The 15,447-nt window shown below is 41.0% G+C and carries 9 protein-coding genes; 2 read left to right on the forward strand and 7 right to left on the reverse strand.

Annotated features, from left to right (window positions below; all coding sequences use genetic code 11):
- Positions 1–81: 81 nt before the first annotated feature.
- The 3 genes from DYI03_RS12495 to DYI03_RS12500 form a co-directional block, all read right to left on the reverse strand.
- Positions 82–1,605 carry a toxin-antitoxin system YwqK family antitoxin gene (locus DYI03_RS12495; RefSeq protein ID WP_025064761.1) on the reverse strand — a complete coding sequence of 508 codons (1,524 nt, stop codon included), beginning with the start codon at positions 1,603–1,605 and terminating at the stop codon, positions 82–84.
- Positions 1,602–1,799 carry a hypothetical protein gene (locus DYI03_RS13540; protein WP_025064762.1) on the reverse strand — a complete coding sequence of 66 codons (198 nt, stop codon included), beginning with the start codon at positions 1,797–1,799 and terminating at the stop codon, positions 1,602–1,604. Before DYI03_RS13540 ends, DYI03_RS12495 begins: the two co-directional genes overlap by 4 nt.
- 101 nt (positions 1,800–1,900) lie before the next feature.
- Positions 1,901–2,245, reverse strand: coding sequence for a hypothetical protein (locus tag DYI03_RS12500; protein ID WP_021668985.1), 345 nt, complete (start codon positions 2,243–2,245; stop codon positions 1,901–1,903).
- A 775-nt stretch (positions 2,246–3,020) separates the two neighbouring features.
- Here DYI03_RS12500 and DYI03_RS12505 point away from each other — a divergent pair.
- Entirely contained in the window at positions 3,021–5,324 is a 2,304-nt protein-coding gene (locus tag DYI03_RS12505) for a transglycosylase domain-containing protein (protein WP_021670269.1), read from the forward strand.
- 27 nt (positions 5,325–5,351) lie between these two features.
- On the forward strand, positions 5,352–6,275 hold the full coding sequence (locus DYI03_RS12510) for a hypothetical protein (protein ID WP_021670270.1): 924 nt from the start codon (positions 5,352–5,354) through the stop codon (positions 6,273–6,275).
- Between the two features lie 183 nt (positions 6,276–6,458).
- Here the strand turns inward: DYI03_RS12510 and DYI03_RS12520 are convergent, their stop codons facing one another.
- The 4 genes from DYI03_RS12520 to nrdD all read right to left on the reverse strand — a co-directional run bounded on the left by DYI03_RS12520 (position 6,459) and on the right by nrdD (position 14,526).
- The gene (locus DYI03_RS12520) at positions 6,459–7,217 is read right to left on the reverse strand and encodes an SDR family NAD(P)-dependent oxidoreductase (RefSeq protein WP_004355490.1); all 759 of its coding nucleotides are present in this window, start codon (positions 7,215–7,217) and stop codon (positions 6,459–6,461) included.
- 332 nt (positions 7,218–7,549) lie between these two features.
- Complete coding sequence (locus DYI03_RS12525) at positions 7,550–10,438, reverse strand: C10 family peptidase (RefSeq protein ID WP_021670271.1); 2,889 nt, start codon at positions 10,436–10,438, stop codon at positions 7,550–7,552.
- Positions 10,439–11,959: 1,521 nt separating this feature from the next.
- Positions 11,960–12,427 (reverse strand): anaerobic ribonucleoside-triphosphate reductase activating protein, encoded by a 468-nt coding sequence (gene nrdG, locus DYI03_RS12535; protein ID WP_021670276.1) that lies wholly within the window; start codon positions 12,425–12,427, stop codon positions 11,960–11,962.
- Positions 12,427–14,526: an anaerobic ribonucleoside-triphosphate reductase gene (gene nrdD, locus DYI03_RS12540; protein ID WP_021670277.1), complete on the reverse strand. Its 2,100-nt coding sequence runs from the start codon at positions 14,524–14,526 to the stop codon at positions 12,427–12,429. Before nrdD ends, nrdG begins: the two co-directional genes overlap by 1 nt.
- Between the last annotated feature and the right edge of the window lie 921 nt (positions 14,527–15,447).

Raw genomic sequence — 15,447 nt, forward strand, 5'->3', positions numbered from 1 at the left:
ACCGAGTTGCCAAGCATTTTTTTAATGCGGTGCAAAGGTAACGATTCTTTTTAAAACTAACAAATTTTTCACCACCTTTTTTTATTTTGCTTCCAACGTGATGTGGTACAAATTGGCGTAGACGCCTTCTAAATGGGTGAAGGATAGGGTGATGGCATAGGCATCGCCTGCCTTGTTGTGGTTGGGGTGGGTGAGTACGAAGTTGCCGTCGGTGGTGCGGTAGTTGGTTTCGCCCAATATTTTGTAGCCATAGGCGAGGGCATCTTCGGCAATGTGGAGCATTTCTTCTTCGGAATAGGTGTAAAGATTGATGCGCTGAATGGTAAAACGGTTGCCGATACCAACGCCAAAAAATCCCATTTGTCGTGGTCGGTCGCCTGTAACGATGTCTTTATCGGCTTGTTCGTCGAACTGCATGTTGTAACTATAGCTCAATTCCTTTTGTGCGCCAAAGCCTTTGATGACTTGCGAGAGGTTGAGTCCGTGGTCGGCAGCAAACTTATCGAAGAAACTTGTGTCGTTGGTGCGCATTTCTCCGCCTGCAAGGAGTGGGAAAAGTCGGTCGAATGAAAATTCCCCCTTCGGTCGTGTGGGTCGTGTTGTGGCAGATTGCGACACAGAAGGGGTTGTTGTTGCTGGTTGATTTGCTTGATTTTCCACCTTATTGATAGGTCTTGCCGCAGCAACGGCTACCGCTTCGGCTTTGTTCTCAATAGTTTTGGGGTTCGGTTGCTTTTCTTTCTTCTTTTTTGGTGTCGCTTTGTCTTCGGCTTTGGCTTTGTTTACCGCTTCTTGCGCCTCACTCATGATTTGTTGCGTATTGTTTTCGTCAGGATATTTCACGTTTTTCGCCAATTCTTCTGCCTTGTTTTGTGGTTGCTCAATGGGTTGAACCATAGGCGGTTGGGCTACTTTTGGAGTCGTAGGTTGTGGCTTTTTCTCATTTTGGGGCAGCTGTTTGATTGTGTTTTGGGATTTTTGGGCGGTTGTGTTTTGCTTTTTGGGCTTTGGAGCTGCCACTGCTGCCTGTTCGTAAACACGGTTGTTGTCGCAAAAAGGGTCTTTCCCCGTTTTCCAATCAATGTATTCGTCGTTTCCACCTCGTTGCTCGCTCACTTTCGTTCCGTTGCGCCAGAGGGTGGAATATTGCAAATTTCCGTTTTCAGAATAGGTGTATGATTTTCCGTTAAGGAGTCCATTCCGATAGTTTAGCTTCATGCCGATGTTGCCATTGGGGAAGAACGACACGGCACGACCATGGGCTTGTCCGTTGCTATACTGCATGATGCTTTCCAATTTTCCCGATGCGTTGTAGACAAGAGCCACGCCGTGGAGAATGGTTTTTTTGTCGTCAGTCTTACTGATAGATTTGTAATGTTTCTCGGCTTTGAGCTGTCCGTTCATAGTATAGTCGTAAAACATTTTCTGTCCTTTGTCGTCTATCGCTAAAACTCGATAGAACGCGGCTTCACGTTGCTGGCTTACCCCCTTTCCGTTGCTATTGTAGAAGATAGCATTCTGGGGAATACGCAGATTGGTTTTCCGTTGTGCCGCCGCCATAATGGGGAGCATGGTAAGGGCAAGGAATAACAAAAAATGTTTCATGTTGTTTTGAATTTTGATTGCAAACATACAAAAAAGCGGTGAAATTTACAAAAAGTGGGGCGATTATTTGCTGTGCCAAGTGTGTGAAGTGTTTTTCCGTGCCTATGCTTGAGTATTTTTTTCTTTCTTTCCGATTGTTTTTCGCCACAAAAGCGGCTGTTTTTTGCTTCAAAAGCGGCTGTTTTTTGCTTCAAAAGTGCCTATATTTTTTCTCTTTATTTTCTTCTTTGAAAATGCCCCCCCAAAAAAAAGAAGAGGTAAAACTTCCTTTTTTGGTGAGCAAAAACCGGCTTTTTTATTTTGTTTTGATGATTTCTAATGCCTTATTTTCCTTTGCTAATTTATTGATGCTTGCATTGAAACTGCCTGAAAGACCATAATATGTTGAGTTTTGGAGAGTGTTCATTCTGTCAAGTCCGACACTCAAAATTGTGCCATCAGCAGGTGCAATAATTTCCGAAGCCTCTGTTCCCGAAATAAAAAGATTGTCGTAATTGAGTTCACCATCTAAATATTGTTGCGGTTTCAGTACGATGTCATCGCCAACATTCTTGCCTTTGACCACCCATTTCAGTTGTTGGGCTTGCAACGATGAAACCAAAAAACTGCAAAAGAATAGTAGAGATAGAAATTTTTTCATAACCTTTAATTTTAAGAATTGATTTGTTTCAAATTGTTTTGCTTAAAGTGTAGCTTTATGATTGATAATTACAAATTTACGAAAAAATAGTAATAAAAATGTGGAGAGGATTTTATATTTATTTTTATTTAACGGTTCGGGATAATAGCGGTAACAATTCGGCAAGATACACCTATTATTATAAAGAAACAAAGCATGATTTTGAGGAGCAAAATGGTGTCTTTTAAAAAGAAGAAAAACCTATTTTTTGCAGTTGATTAAGCGTAAAATTAACTTTTTAAACGAATAATTTTGCGTTTTCACACTTTTGCCCTATCTTTGCATAAGGTATAGCTGCCCTCGTTTGGCAATGCGTAGGGGCGTGATTTATCACGTTCCTAATAAATAAACCATACGCAGATTGTTAGGAACGTGGTGAACCACGCCCCTACAATGGGAAAACAAATTTTCTTTGCCCTCGTTTGCAATGCGTAGGGGCGGAATTTATTCCGTTCCTAATAAATAAACCATACGCAGGTTGTTAGGAACGTGGTGAACCACGCCCCTACAATGAGAAAATAAACTTTCTTTGCACTCGTTTGCAATCCGTAGGGGCGTGATTTTTTCGCTTTGCTCAACAACTCGTATCACGTTCCTAATAAATAAATCATACGCAGGTTGTTAGGAACGTGATAAATCACGCCCCTACAATGGGATAAACCACGCCCCTACAATGAGAGAAAACAATTTTTCATTGCGTTGGTTTCCAATACCTTACACATATATATAATAAAGAATGAGAAGACATCTCGTACATATTTTTTGGGGTATTTTGATATTCATCGTTGGCTTCGGCACTTTGTTTTTTGTGTCGGTGTGGAACGGTTGGATAGGTTATATGCCTGAAATGGAAGCACTTTCGAACCCAGTGGATAAGTTTGCATCGCAAGTCTATTCTGCTGACGGCAAACTCATAGGTACATGGAATCAAGACAATGCCAATCGGGTTGCCATTGACTATAATGCACTTTCGCCCCACCTTGTTCACGCGCTTGTTTCAACTGAGGACGAACGTTTTTACGAGCATTCGGGCATTGATTTCATCGCCTTAGGACGTGCCATTGTCAAGCGTGGAATCATGGGACACGACAATGCGGGCGGTGGTTCCACCATTACCCAGCAATTGGCCAAGCAGGTTTACTCGGAAAAGGCGCATAGCACTTTCGAACGTTTGCTGCAAAAACCTATCGAATGGATTATTGCTGTGAAATTGGAGCGTTTCTTTACCAAAGAAGAAATCGTTGCGATGTATCTCAATTACTTCGATTTCTTGCACAACGCCGTGGGAATCAAGCGTGCTGCCAACATTTATTTTGGCAAAGAACCAAAGAATTTGTCGGCTACCGAAGCGGCTACGTTGGTGGGATTGTGCCAAAATCCGTCCATGTATAATCCGTTGCGCCATGAAGACCGCTGTATCAATCGACGAAACATTGTGTTGAGTCAAATGTGCAAATGCGGTTACATCACGAAAGAGGAGTTTCGCGAACTTTGTCAGCGACCTTTGGGCATAAAATATACGAAATCGAAGCCTATAAAGGGTTCGGGCGATTATTTCCAAGCCTTCCTTCGCCAATACATGATGGAGAAAAAACCTGAAAAGGAAAACTATCAAGAATGGCAATATCGTGAATTTGTACTCGACTCGGTGGCGTGGGAAACCGACCCACTCTATGGTTGGTGCAATAAGAATACGAAACGAAATGGAGAAAATTATAATGTGAATACAGATGGGCTTCGCATTTACACCACCATTGACACTCGCATGCAACAATATGCCGAACAGGCTGTGCGCAAACACGTTGGCGGATACTTGCAAGCACAATTCAACTTGCAAAACCGATACAAAAAGAACGCACCATTCTCGTCAAATATTTCACGAAATACTATCAAGCAGATTTTGAACCGTTCGTGCCGACAAAGCACACGCTATCTGCGGTTGAAGGAACAAGGTGCTTCGCCAGAAGAAATCAGACAAAGTTTCCGTACAAAACACGAGATGACGCTCTTCACTTATCATGGAAATGTGGACACATTGATGACACCTATCGACTCCATACGCTATTATAAATCGTTCTTGCGTTCGGCTTTCATGAGCATGGAACCCCACACGGGAGCGGTGAGAGCATACGTGGGAGGCATTGATTACGAGCATTTTAAATACGATATGGTGATGGGCGGACGCCGACAAGTGGGGTCTACCATTAAACCTTACTTGTATGCGCTTGCCATGCAAAACGGTATGACACCTTGCACAATGGTTCTGAACGTGCAACGCACCTACGGAGGGTGGACACCACGCAATGGTTCGAAGGCAAGATATGGGCAGGAAGTGCCATTAAGGTGGGGTTTGCAGCAGTCGAACAACTGGATTTCGGCTTACCTTATCACCCTGCTTGGTCCTTCACAATTCGTTAATATCTTGCAAGACTTCGGTTTCCACAACCCCGATATAGCCAAAAACACATCGCCAGTGTTGTGTCTTGGTCCTTCGGAACTCTCTGTGGGCGAGATGTGTAGTGCCTATACCACGTTTGTAAACCATGGTGTTCGTTGTGCACCACTCTATGTTACGAAGATTGAAGACAGCCACGGCAATGTGGTAGCTAAGTTCCAACCATTGATGAACGAGGTGATTTCGGAAGAAAGTTCTTACAAGATGCTCGACATGTTGCAAGCCGTTATCGAAGGCGGAACAGGTAAACGATTGCGTTATAGCTACAATCTGACAGGACAAATCGGTGGTAAAACAGGTACAACCAACAACAATTCAGACGGTTGGTTCATGGGCTTCACACCTGAATTGGTAAGCGGTTGCTGGGTAGGAGGCGAGGATAGGGACATTCACTTCGATTCTACTGCGCTCGGACAAGGTGCTTCCACGGCATTGCCTATATGGGCTTACTTTATGCAAATGGTTTATGGCGACAAAACTTTACACTATTCGCCAAAGACAACGTTCGACTTACCAGCAAATTTCGACCCTTGTCATTCGCAAGATTCCGTTGCTATCAACGGCATTCAAGAGGTTTATTTCTAACGAAAGCTATCAATTAATTTTTATAATATGAGAAGAACAATTCTTTCAGTCATGATGGTGGGAGCAGTTCTCACTGTTGGCGCACAGACAATTAAGACCAACTTCAAGAAAGGCGATGTTTTCAATTACAACGACGCCATGAACATGAAAATGGAGTTGCCAATGGGACAAGGCACACAAACGGTTGATGTTACCAAAAAGATAGCCATCGAAATTGTAGACAAGACAAAAGATGGTTACAAAATTGCGCTCACCAATTCTGGGGTTACCATTAAAGGCGACGAAATGGCTTCCGACCAAGCATTGAATGGTGCAATGAAGTATTTGAACGATGTGAAAATTGTGTTCAAAACCGATGCCAACGCAGCCATTCAAGGCATTGATAACTACGAAGAAGTAGTAACTGCTGCCAGCAACAATGCACTCAAAACCATTGATGAGCTATATACCAAAAATCCAATGATTGAGCAAGCCTTGCCAAAAGCAAAGATGATAATGGCAGTGAGCCAACTTTTGGAGGAGAAAGAACTCATTAAAACCTTGCAAGAGGAAACACATTTCTTCCTTTACGGCAAGAAAATCAAGACAGGAGATAAGGAAAATCGTAGCCTTGCACAAGGTATCAAGGCTGTAAGTACCTATACCATAGGCGAAAACGCTGGCAACACCACCATTTCAGTAGCAAGCGTATCAAATATGACCGAAGAAGACGTGAAAGCAATGCTCATTGAACAAATGAAGAAAATGGGAATGGGCGACGAAGCAACCTCAAATCTTGAAGCAGGTTGGGAACAAATGAAAGGCATGGGCATGACCAACGTTGATTTTAAAGGCAACGAAACCTACGTTTTCCAACCTAATGGTGCATTGGTTTCAACCAATTCAAAGTCAGATGTGAAGGTCATGGGCATGAATATCACCATGACACGCAATGTGGAAGTTGCCTCCTAGTTTTTTCTAGTTTCTCCTAGTTTTCCTAGTTTTCCTAGTTCTCCTAGTTTTCCTAGTTCTCCTAGTTTTTCTAGTTCTCCTAGTTTTCCTAGTTTCCCTAGTTTCTCCTAGTTTCAACTATACTCTCCACCTACTCGTTTGTTTGCGCTCCCCCTCCCAACGGAGGGGGTGGGGGAGGCTTTTTTATTTCCTTATAATGGTTGAACCATTAGCTTGGTGGGTTGCCAAAACCAATACTTCAGCTATTTGGACGTGGGCAGGGGCAGCTGCGGCATAGAAAGCTACATCAGCAATATCTTCGCCTGTCAATGGCTTTATACCTTTGTATACATTCTCGGCACGGGTATCATCGCCATGGAAACGAACATTTGAGAAGTTGGTTTGTACCAATCCTGGTTTGATGTTGGTAACACGTACTTCGCTTTCGGCTACATCAATGCGCAAACCATCTGTAAGGGCTTTCACGGCAGCCTTTGTTGCACAATAAACGTTGCCGTTGGCATAGGCTGCATCGCCTGCTACTGAGCCAATGTTGATGATATGACCTTGGTTGCGCTTCACCATAGACGGCACAACAAAGCGTGTCATGTTTAAAAGTCCTTTGATGTTGGTGTCAATCATGGTGTCCCAATCGTTAAAGTCGCCTTCGTATTCTTTGTCTAAACCCAAAGCAAGACCTGCGTTGTTGATGAGGACGTCAATATTCGCCCATTTCCCTTTTAAGAAATCAACTGCTTTTTTGGCTGCTTCACGTTCTCGCACATCGAATTGCATGGCGATAACCTCTGCACCCATTGCTTCCAATTGGTTTTTTAAGACATCTAATTTTTCTTTTCTGCGTCCAGTGATAATGATGTTATATCCACCTTGTGCAAATTTCTTGGCGCATGCTTCACCTATTCCGCTGGTTGCGCCTGTTATCATTGCTATTTTCTTTTCCATTATTGTTTAAGTTTTTAGTAAGGCAAAGGTAATGAGAAAAGTTTGGTTATCAAAAGTTTTTTTGTTTTTTCGGTATAATATTTTTTAGCTTATGTGCTGAAAGTGTAGATAAAATCTTTGGAGAAAGAACAGATTTGGTGGGTTTCTAAAAGTTTCTATCGTTTCCCTATTTTAATGTAATTGTAGAAACTTCGTAGGGGGCAAAGCTATTTTTTAGAACCTATCTTAAAACAAAACACGAGTGCCCTTAAAACAAAAACAAGCCCCGCATCACTGCGAGACTTGCCTTTCGCTTAATACTAAATACCTTATTTAAAAGGTTTTCACTACTATTATTTTTTTACGAAACGGAGTGTTTCGCCTGCTACTTTCACGATGTACATGCCTGGAGCGAGGTTTGAAACGTTCACGTTGTTTACACCAGCGTTGAGTGCTACGTTCATAACTGCTGCGCCTGTTGTAGCGTAGATAGTTGCAGTAGCTTCTGTACCGAGCATGATGTTTACGAATTGAGTTGCCATTGTTGGCGAAAGCGTAACCACACCGTTGGTTGTGTTTTCTATGCCGTTTATTCCATCAACAACTTGTCCGTTATTTGGTTCGTCCTTCACGCCTACTGTGTAGCTGTAGTTGCCAAGGTCGCTTTCGTCGCAATAGCCAACAGGGCCGAGTGATGGGTGTTTGCGGCTGTTAGAAGCAACAGGGTTGTTTACATAGTAAGATTGACTTACGAAGAATGGAGTTCCTTCATACTTGCCCGATTGCCATTTGTTGTCAGCATTCTTGTAAGCTATACGAGCGTAGAGCATATAACCATTGAGGTCGGCTGTGTTGTATGTAATCTTAGCATTTACGGTTCCGTTCTTTCCAATCTTAACGTTAGCATATTGAATTGTGTTGGCGATAGGTTGGCTTGCGCGGTCTTTTGCAAGATAGAACATTACTTGTCCTTCGTAACCTTCGTTTGACTTCAATGTGTAGGTTGCTTCAAAATTTTTGTAGTAAGAAGACTTGTTGATAGTTGCGTAATCGCGTCCCTTGCTATAACCATTTTGTGTAAATAGAGCCGATGACATTTGTACCGTTCCGTTTGTAACCGAAGGTGTTGGCGTTGGTTCTGGTTTCTTTTCAGTGATAGTAAGTGTACCAGCGTTTCTTGTGTCAGTGCCAGCAGAATACAATGTTGTCATGACGCCTTGTTTTTCATAACCTAAAATGAGGTAATATGTACCAGGAGTCAATTGCTTGTAAAGGTTGTTGTTGCAATAGAATGTAACAGTTGCTTGTGATTTAGCAGGAATCTTAATGATTTCGTCGCCTTCAGAAATAGCGTTCGTTTTGAGGAATGTTTCGCTGTACTTAGAGTAAGCGTAGCAGAGAGCCATCTTTCCTTTGTATTCAGTGTCGCCCGTGTTTGTGATGACGTATGTTACCTTAGCTTCGTTACCATAAGTTACAGTTGCATTAGCCTTTTGAACCATGTTGAGTTGGTAGCCCTTAGCTTGTGGGTCAGGCGTTGGTTCTGGGTCAGGCGTTGGGTCAGGAGTTGGCTCAGTTGTGTTAGCAATAGTAACGAAACCTGCGTCCAAGAATGCTGTCCAATCGTTTGTGCCAGGGTAAGCCAAGACTACGCGATATTTAGAAGCTTTCCACGCGCTGAGGTTACCTGTAAACTTAACGTTTTGTGTTGAATTTGCAGCGATGTCAATGTTTGTTTTTGCGAACAATTCGCAGTATTGAGCTGCATTTTGGTCTTCCAAACTGTATTTAGCATCGAGGAGGAATGCTGCGATTTCGCCTTTGTATGCCTTGTGAAGGTTGGTATTCTTCATATCCATAGCGAAAGTTTGGTTATCAGCCTTCTTCACTTGTGCGTTAATTTGTGTTGGAACAGTCAAGTCGTGTGCGTCAGCAGCGGTATCGTCTGTGCCAGGTTTTGGAGCTGGTCCAGGGTCGTTACCAGGTGCCAAGTAGCGCAACATTTGTTGGCTTTTGTTGAAAGCACCAATACCACCACCTGTACCTTGCGTGTCTGGTTCGAGAATATCGAGTTTGTACCAACCATTTTCCATTGCGTTCCAACCCCAGTCTACGTGAACGTAGCGGTTGATAGCATCGTTAGAATAGCCATCAAGTACGAAGCAGTGGCCACCACCACGTGAAATTCCAGCGTAAACGATAGGGCCATAGTTTGTCAATTCGTCTGTAACTTGCTCCCACCATTCTTTGGTAGTATATCTGTCGCGGAGAATATGACGAAGGTTATTAGAGTAACCAAAGTTATTTACCAATGGGGCAACACAAAGATTGAGGAATGTACCAGAAGCACTTGGGCTATAGTTCATTTGGATAGAATAACCAACGTCGCGGAGCAAACGACCGATGTTGTCTGCTTGACGTTCTGTTACGTCTTTACCTGTTGCTCGGTCGCGACCATATCCATCTATACCAGCAGGCATATCAGCCCAACTATAACCGTTGTTAGGGTCTTTGTCGAAGTCGATGCTTTCAATATATTTGCGAGCCTTTTGCCAAAAATAGCGACCTGATTGTCCTTTAGGCTTGTTAGGATATTGATGCCAACGCATTACGGTAGAAATTCCTGTTGCCACACAGCCTGATGGAGTTTCTTGATCGTACCAACGACCATAATAACGGCTGTAAACCTGCATGTGAGGCGTGTACTTGTTGAAAGGATAGTTTTGTCCCCAAGAGATAGCTTGTGGGAGAAGTTTCTTCGTAGTCTTATCGTATTGTAACAATGGCTTAACAACTTGGTTTTTTTCAGCAACTTGTACGCTTGATGTAAGTTGTTGATAAGCCTTGTGAGGAACGTCTTTCACGTTAGTTTGTACCCACTCCATTTCGAGCGTGTAGTGTTCCAACATCCATTGGAGGTTAGGGTTTACAGTTGTCATGCTTTCTTCCAGATGACCTTTGTCAGCGTATGCTAATACAGGAGCAACGCGGTTGTCGCCTGCTAAGATAATGTAACCGTCAGCGTTACCATTGTTGATAACATAGAGAAGGTCATTTTCAGTTTGTACTTTGTTGGCTTGGTCTGTAACCTTGAATGCCATTTTTGCAGCTGCTCGCTTTGAAACTGAGTTTTGAGCGAAGAATTTGTTAGCCAATTTGAGGGCTTGCGCCTGACCGATAGGGGCAGCGTTAGCACTTAAAGCTAAAAATGTAGCCGCATAAAGTAGAATGCTTTTCTTCATTTTGCTTAAATTTTTAGTTATGTTGATGAATAAGTATTGATGAGAAAACAATTTGTCTTGGCAACGAATTGTATATACCCTTTTAAATACTTTTTTCCTTTTATGTAATTTAATAAGGCGAGAGTTTTTCCTTGTTTTATTGAAATAGCCCTGACAAGCTTTTCTTACTCCCCCGAATTATTTGAGTTTAATCCTTTTTAAATAGAGTTTGTTTTTTCTTCAAACATAAATCCGCCGCAAATATAAAACTATTCTTTTTTTGTTCCAAATTTTTTCCACGTTTTTTTTCAGTTTTTTTCTTTTTCGTAAAATATTTCCTATTTTTTTATCCACTTTTACAGTAAAAATGGCATAGAGGTTTTAGTTTGTTAATTCTGCTTAGGCTGATTCTATAAATTAGCTTTGTTAGATTTTGAACTTATTTTTGAGGTCAAAATGCAAGAGAGTGAAGGAGTGTAGCGAGCTACACGACTGAACGAACTTACATTTTGAACCAAAAAGAAGCCAAAAGATAACAAAACGTATTTCATAAAATTTAATGACAATATGCGGTGGTAATTTATAGAACCTGCCCTTAATGTTCACTTGCAATTTACTTTTTATACTAATAAGTTATCAATGAATTTTTTCATACAATATCTTTCATGGTATCTTTGTTTTTTCTATTTTCGTCTTTTGCTATTTATTAAGGTGTAGATTATCAATCAATGAGCCTCGTGTCAGTTCAAGTTTTGCTAAAAATAAACCCCACTTGCTTCACAGCAAATGGGGTTTTCAACCAAAATATAATCTCTATTTTTTATGAAACCTAATTATTTTAAGTATCAATGCTAAAAAAATACTAATCTTTTAATACTCATCATCTGATTGAAAAAACCTGAGAACAATCTATTTTTATCTCTTTTCACTAAAAGGTTTCTCGTTTTCTATTGTCTTTCTGCAAAGATACAAAAACTTTTTGCTAAAAAACTTTTTTCTAATAAAATTATAGGATATAATTGAGCAAACGTTTGCATTATAAGCACAAGTAGCCTTAAATGTGCAAAAAATAAGTGTTTGTCTATTTTTTGTTCGAAAAGAACTTTTTTAGTACCACTGACAAGGTTAATTACCTTACTAATTTACAAAAAGAAACAGGCTGTTTTGAAACCAAAAATAGGCTGTTTTTTCTTGCAAAAGCATAGGTTTTCATTTCCGAAAGCAATTTTTAATTTTGTAAAAATAACTCATCTACCTGACAAATCGCACTTGGAAAAGAACAATTTGGTTAAGCCACACGAAGCATACAAAAGAACAAAGCGAAATTTAAACATTGCTCGTGGCGAGAAATAGAACCTTTCGAGCAATGATACTTTGTAGGGGCGTGATTTATCACGTTCCTAATACACTAAAATTTGCGGAGAGGAACGTGATAAATCACGCCCCTACAAAGTATCATAACTTGCCAGAAAGCAGCTATTTTGCACTTGAAAAAGAACGATCTCGTTAAGCCACACGAAGCATGCAAATGAGCAAAGCGGGTTATGTGCGCCAAAACATGGGGGTAATATCTTCCATTTGGTTTGCCGAACCTATTTTATACATTTTCTGATTGGTACGCTTGCTCGTCAAACCGCCTAAATGCTTGATGTAAGGTCCCACTTTGATGTAATCAAAATTGCTCAAATTTATTTTTGAGGACACCGTTGTGCGCCCTGTATACCACCCTATTTTAAGTTCTTGATGCTTGTTTCTTAGATATTTAGCCAACGCATCAATCGCTTCGGGAGCAGCATCGCCACCCATAAAGCCAATGCAAGTGATGCGACCATGTTCGTTTTCTATCATGGTTTCTATTGTCTTTGTCGTAAGCGGCTCGCCAATGTCTTTCCATAGATACGGACTATGACAGCCAGGACACCGACAAGGACAGTTGGACAGATTGATTGCCAACGTAACCTCGTCGGGAAATTCCTGAAAAACGATGTCCGTATCTACGTATTTCAACATTAGAGGGTATATTTTTCTTGGGTTGCATAGTAGCGTCTGCTCGCTTCTTCTTGTCGAGCTGCCGAGAAATTGCTGACACGCTTCATGTATCCGATGATACGAGTAAGATAATCTACATTCTTTGAATGGCAGTGTGGGCATTCTTTCAAGTTGCGTTTATCGATGTGTCCGCATTCGTTGCAAACCGTATTCGGAATATTGAAGGTGAAATAGTTGCACCCTTCTTCGGCGGCAACGTGCATTAATTGGCGATATTGTTGCTGTGAAAGGTGTTCGTCAAGGTTCATGTGGAGGGCAGAACCACCCGTAAGATGTTCAATATAAGGTGCTCCGTGGAGGCGGAACTTATCGAGAATGGTGAGCGAAGTGTCCTCAACACGATAGAAATAGCTGTTGTAGCAATCGCGAGGCACAAAATATCCGTCGGCTTTGTCCCATTTTGCGTGCTTCACACCTACGTTTTCAGCTGGTATCATTTCGCAATTGAACATGGCTTCCTTGGTTTTATATTGCTTGTTATAGGTTTCGATAAGTCCTAAAATGCCTTGTACAAACTCTTTATATTCATCGTTTGGCGTGATGTCGATGCCCATAAATTCGGCAGCTTCGACCAATCCGTTAATCCCAATGGTGAGATATTGGCGGTCGATGTTGATGTATCCCGCATCGAAAAGTGGCAACATCTTGTGGCGCATGAGGTCTTTCAAGTTTTCATTGTAAGCCAATTGCACCTTGTGGCAAAGGTCGATGATGTGAGAAAGATATTCCTTGTAGTCTAATTTCTTATTGACAGCCTCTTGTATGCAACGATTTAAATTGATTGTCAGCACACTTTTTGAACCTGTCGATACGCCTCCTGCTCCCAAAGTGTACGAGAAACCATTGTCTTGAATTTCGTTTCTGAGTCGGCAGCACGAGCTTAACGAGTCGGCATTGTCGCTCATGTAGGTGAAGAAACTATGACCTTCGGCATACATTTTAGCTGCATAATCGCCCCACTCTGCGTCTTTGCATTCGCCATTTTCGGTTAGTAAAGCCATGGTTTCAACTGGGAAAGTTAGCACAGCCTTGGTGCGTTCTTGGTTGAACCACGACATAAATCGTTTTTGAAGCCATGATACGCCGTCCCAATCGGGTTGCGAACCGTCTGGGAAATAGAAGTTTCCGAAGAGCGATTCGAAATAATATTTGTCGTAATAGCTTATGTTCCAGAACACTGCTTGATAGTTTCTGGCACCCGTAGGTTGGTTCAACGAGTAAACAATCTGTTCGAAAAAGTCGGTGATAATCTTGTCGATGGTGCGTTGTTTTAGGCTCAAATCGACTACCTTATCAGGATTTTTCCAATAGTCTTTGCCGTATTCTTGCTGTATGAAATAGTTCATGTACATCAAAAATTCGGGTGTTGCGCACGCTCCTGCCAACATGCTTGAAACCATAAACACCATATTTATAAAGCCGCCACAGAAGCTTTTGAGGTTGGTAGGCTGGGTGGAGTTGCCTCCAATTGATGTAGTTCCACCGATGAGCCATGGATACATGGTGATGGAAGCACAATAGTTGGCAAGGTTGGTTTCGTCGTTCTTATAGATAAAATGGTGGGTCAGCAGGCGGATATACTCTTCTGAAAGTTCCTTACCATACATGTGTTTGATGCGGTCGGTGAGCAAACGGCGATTCAAACGTATGAATCCTTGCTTTGGCAACTCGCCAATGAGGGTCGCAATATTCTTGTTTTCAACGTTGGCATTGGCGTCAAATTTTGAACCTGTTGCAGCGTTTTCAGCCCGACAATAATCGGTTAGGAAGCGCATTTTCTCTAATACTTCACGGTCTTCGGTGTGTTGTTGGCGATAAACGATGAAACTTTTAGCCACGTTGTAGAAGCCTTCTTTCATGAGTGCCACCTCAACTTGGTTTTGAATGTCCTCCACCTTGATGTCATCGTGAATATCAATGTTGGACAAAACTTTGGAAACCATCGCCAAATCGGTTGGTTCATTCACACTATCGAACGCCTTGATAATGGCATTCATAATTTTGTCAAGCGAAAAACGGTCTTTTGAGCCGTCACGTTTGGTAATTGTAAAATTTTTCATTTCAGAAAATATATCTTTAAGACTTGGTTACAGATTTAAGATGAGTAACGTTGTTGTTAATTTTGTATTAATGATGCTGCAAAGAAAATTTATTTTCAATTTGCCGAATGCAACTATATTTTTTGCAAAGATAAAGAAAAGAAAACTAATTGCAATATTTTTTTCGAACTAAAATTGATGAATTTTTGATGAAAAAAAGGTACAAAAAATTTGTTTAGATTGATATTTAATGAGTTACGAACAGCCATTAAAGACAAAGTTTGAGGCTTATTTAGACAAAGTTTCTTGAAATTTATTCTCTAAAAAATATTTTATAATTTTCTTTTTGGAAAACTTTTTCAATTGAATAGCTCGAAAAGTTTTCCTTTTTGATAATTTTAAATTCCTATTTTTCTCCTGAAATTTCATATTTTTAAAGCGAAATTGTTCTTTTTCAAGTGCAAAATAGCTGCTTTCTGGCAAGTTATGATACTTTGTAGGGGCGTGATTTATCACGTTCCTCTCCGCAAATTTTAGTGTATTAGGAACGTGATAAATCACGCCCCTACAAAGATCATTGCTCGAAAGGTTCTATTTCTCGCCACGAGCATGTACAAATTTCGCTTTGCTCATTTGCATGCTTCGTGTGGCTTAACGAAATCGTTGGCAGAAACATAGCCCCAACAAAATGTAATCTTTATCTACCTAATAATTTCAAAATAAGCAAATTCCGTGCAAACTTTGTTAAATACTTGGAATAATTACACAATTTAAAAGGAAAAATAGCTAACTTAGTACCATATTATTAATACATAACGCAAATAGATTTATGAAGATGAAAAATATAACGACCACGCTGCTTCTAACAATGTGGGAGCACTATCAATGACATCTTGTCAAAAAAATGGCGAAGAAAGAACATAAAAAATGATGAAACAATAT

The sequence above is a fragment of the Prevotella disiens genome (assembly GCF_900454955.1).
GTDB lineage: Bacteria > Bacteroidota > Bacteroidia > Bacteroidales > Bacteroidaceae > Prevotella > Prevotella disiens.